At 49.5% G+C, this 3,217-nt stretch carries 4 protein-coding genes; all 4 read left to right on the top strand.

The annotated features are described in order from the left end of the window. A partial coding sequence (locus AB7U36_RS21205) for a DUF2867 domain-containing protein (protein WP_428161611.1) occupies positions 1-299 on the top strand: 299 nt, incomplete at its 5' end. 191 nt (positions 300-490) lie between these two features. Then, entirely contained in the window at positions 491-757 is a 267-nt protein-coding gene (locus AB7U36_RS21200) for a hypothetical protein (RefSeq protein ID WP_004073296.1), read from the top strand. 96 nt (positions 758-853) lie between these two features. After that, positions 854-2,113 carry a hypothetical protein gene (locus AB7U36_RS21195; protein WP_428161570.1) on the top strand — a complete coding sequence of 420 codons (1,260 nt, stop codon included), beginning with the start codon at positions 854-856 and terminating at the stop codon, positions 2,111-2,113. A 168-nt stretch (positions 2,114-2,281) separates the two neighbouring features. Next, positions 2,282-3,067: an RNA methyltransferase gene (locus tag AB7U36_RS21190; protein WP_428161610.1), complete on the top strand. Its 786-nt coding sequence runs from the start codon at positions 2,282-2,284 to the stop codon at positions 3,065-3,067. Positions 3,068-3,217: the final 150 nt, after the last annotated feature.

Raw genomic sequence — 3,217 nt, 5'->3', positions numbered from 1 at the left:
GGGAAAATGACGTGATCGATTTTTTTCGTGTGGAGAAAATCGAGCCCTACCGCCGGCTTCTATTAAGGGCCGAGATGAAACTGCCGGGCCAGGCCTGGCTGGAATTTACCGTCAAAGCTGAAAACCCTCACCTGAACCGCCTCATTGTAACCGCATACTTTGAACCTCACGGTATCTGGGGTGATATATACTGGTATTTTTTCCTTCCTTTTCACTACCTGATTTTTACCCGCCTGCTCCAGGCCATCGAAAGACAGGGCCGCAGCAGGGACCGCGAACATTTAATGCCGCTCACGTAAGTGTGATGGCATTGGAACTGAGAATTAGGCACTTTTCAAGGTTGCTTTCATTTAAAATTTATAAAAAAACACACTCAATCCGACAGGATTGTACATTTTAGATTTTACACAAAAAGGGTTATTCTGCTAAAATAAATTTTATAAACAGGGCCTTTTTGACCCTCTAATTTTAAAAATCTGGAGGTATTGACATGAAATCCATCCAGGCGGAATATGATGAGGCCTCAAAGGCGATCACCATCAAAAAAGACTCGAAAATTGAAGACTGGGTTTCGGTATGCCGGCGGTTTAACGATGATGTTTCCAGGATCTGTGATGTTACAGATATAGAAGATTATACCGGACTGTTTGAATGTTTTGATGACCAAAACAACAAATACTGCTATCTGGTCAAAGAAGATAAGGCACTGCGCAGGATGAAACGCCGGCACTTTTACGACAACCTGGGACTTGATTAATGCTGCTCTAAACTCGAATTATTGTTGCATTTGTTTTGACTCTCCCCGGTAAGCGCTAATGGTATTACGGCCTTGAAGACAGGTTGAAACAATAAAATGCAAATGTATATCGGGTGGATTATCGCTGGGACGCTTGTTCTGTATCTTATAAGTATTCCCGTGCCCTCTATTCTGGCTCTACCGACACTGCTCGGCTGGCTTGTGCCGGTTCTCATGTGGCCTACCCTGGGCAAGGGTCCACGCAACCAGGCATTGCTGCTCCTCATAACCGGCTGCATCCTCGTTGCCTTTGCGGCTTTCCGGGGCGTGTTTCTTGGCTGGCAGAAAATTCTTGCCACCAACCTGCCGCTGCTGGCGATGTTTGTTTCCGTCTCTTTCCTTGCCTTGACAAATACCGGCATCGAAGGCCAGACGCTGCCCCAGGGAAAGCGGTCTGTTGCCGTTACAGCATTCGGCACCCACCTGCTCGGATCGATTATCAATCTGTCAGTGCTGTTTGTTTTCGGTGATCGTCTTCGTAAAAACGGCATCTTGACCAAAACTCAGACGATCGTTCTTGCCCGCTCGTTCTGTTCGGCGGCATGGTGGTCTCCCTTCTTTGTCGCTACGGGTGTTGCCCTCACGTACGCCCCCGGCATGTCATGGCGGCAAACCTTGATCCCCGGTGCGATGATGAGTCTTCTTGCCATTGGCTATTCAATTGTTGAAGTATGTTTTTTCAGAAAAGAACTCTTTTCCGGATATCCATTCAAAACGGCAACCATGATAGTGCCGACGTTTCTTGCTGCAGTTGTTCTCAGTGTTCATTATATTCAACCCGATATCAGCATTCTTACCATTATCTGCCTGATTTCACCTTTCGGGGCCGTTATTTTCATGAAATTCCGTCCGAGGATAACTGCGCTGCATGACTTTATTAAAAATAGCCTGCTATCGGTCGGCAGCCAGTTTACCCTGTTCCTTGCTGCAGGTGTTTTTTCGGCAGGGATAAAATCAATGACCCTTGTGTATCCTGCATTGTTCAGCCTTGAGGGATCAGCCTTGACTCCGGGGCTGCTGTCGATGATATTGGCTGTGATGATCATCATCGGAATCGCCGGCGTTCATCCGGTTGTCAGCATTTCCATCGCCAGTCCCCTGCTTCTTCCGCTCAACCCGAATCCTTCTCAACTGGGTTTTCTATTTCTCAGTTGCTGGGCCATAGCAACGGCCAGCAGTCCATTGTCCGGCGTCGGACTGGCGTTGGTCAGCCGGTACCAGGTGTCACCGAAACTGATCATCCAGAGCAATTGGCTCTACGCCATCGTGATGTGGGCAACTGCCTCCACGGTATGCCACCTCTTTTTTCTTCACTGATCCGTATGTGAAGCTGAGGGTGTAGCAGTTTTATCTGTTGACAACCGATTATGCGGCATGATTATCTTCATCGCGCAGAGTGCGCAGCAACGCTTGCGGCAACCCCGCTGCGGTGATACTGCGCTGATCACCGGAAAGATTTTGAGTGGGACGTAAAAGGGGAATAGGATGTGTCAAAAGATTCGCATGGAAAATGTCGCCATTGTGCTTCATGATACCCGGATTCCGGAAAATATTGGTGCCGCGGCCCGGGCTGCGGCAAACATGGGGGTGGGGCAGTTGATTGTGTCTGCGCCCAGGCACCTTGACATGGAACGTGTTCTGAAAGTGGCAACCCACTCCGCTTCCGGACTGGTAAAGGCCATGAAGGTCTGCAGCACGCTTCCTGAGGCCCTTGGGGCGTTCAACTGGATTGTCGGAACCACCGCAAGGCTTGGTGGCACACGCCGGGTGAATTCTTCTCCCGCCGATCTTGCCGCAAAACTGATCCCCATTTCTTCAGAAAACCGGGTAGCCGTTCTTTTCGGCCCCGAGGACCGGGGTTTGACCAATGAAGATTTGCAGCTATGCCACGAGCTTGTGAATATTCCCACAGCCGGATTTTCTTCCCTGAACCTGGCCCAGGCCGTCATGGTCATGTGTTATGAACTCTTTCAGGCCCGCACCCGGGCACCGGAATGTCATATCCCCAGGCTGGCCTGTCGGCATGAGCTGGAGAACATGTATGAAGAACTAAAAGAGACCTTTGCCCGAATCGATTACATCAATCATGAAAATCCGGAACACCGGCTTGACAAGGCCCGCAATTTTTTAAGCCGCTACCAGCTCAGAGCTCGGGAAGTCAGTATAATCCGGGGGCTGTGCCGTCAGGTGGTGCGGTATGGCAGCCAATGCTACAAGAATGGCGCAGCTGCAGGTGCTGCGGGTGGCCCAAAAAACCAGGAGACCGGATAAAAAAGACGGCACCTTAATTGCCGCGCCCCTGCCTTCCTTACCGGCTTACCTTTACAAACCGTTGACCAGCAATTATATTAATCCCTAAATTTTACTAAATTTTAAAAAAACTGTCTAATACGGCACAAGGAGCTTTTAGGTGAAACAGAT

The organism is Desulfobacter sp. (assembly GCF_050177295.1).
Note: the sequence above shows the minus strand (reverse complement) of the source record. Positions and strands in the feature narration are given on the sequence as shown.

Coding starts and splice junctions, on each gene's coding strand:
- AB7U36_RS21190 (WP_428161610.1), top strand. CDS start 2,282: ATGTGTCAAAAGATTCGCATGGAAAATGTCGCCATTGTGCTTCATGAT.
- AB7U36_RS21200 (WP_004073296.1), top strand. CDS start 491: ATGAAATCCATCCAGGCGGAATATGATGAGGCCTCAAAGGCGATCACC.
- AB7U36_RS21195 (WP_428161570.1), top strand. CDS start 854: ATGCAAATGTATATCGGGTGGATTATCGCTGGGACGCTTGTTCTGTAT.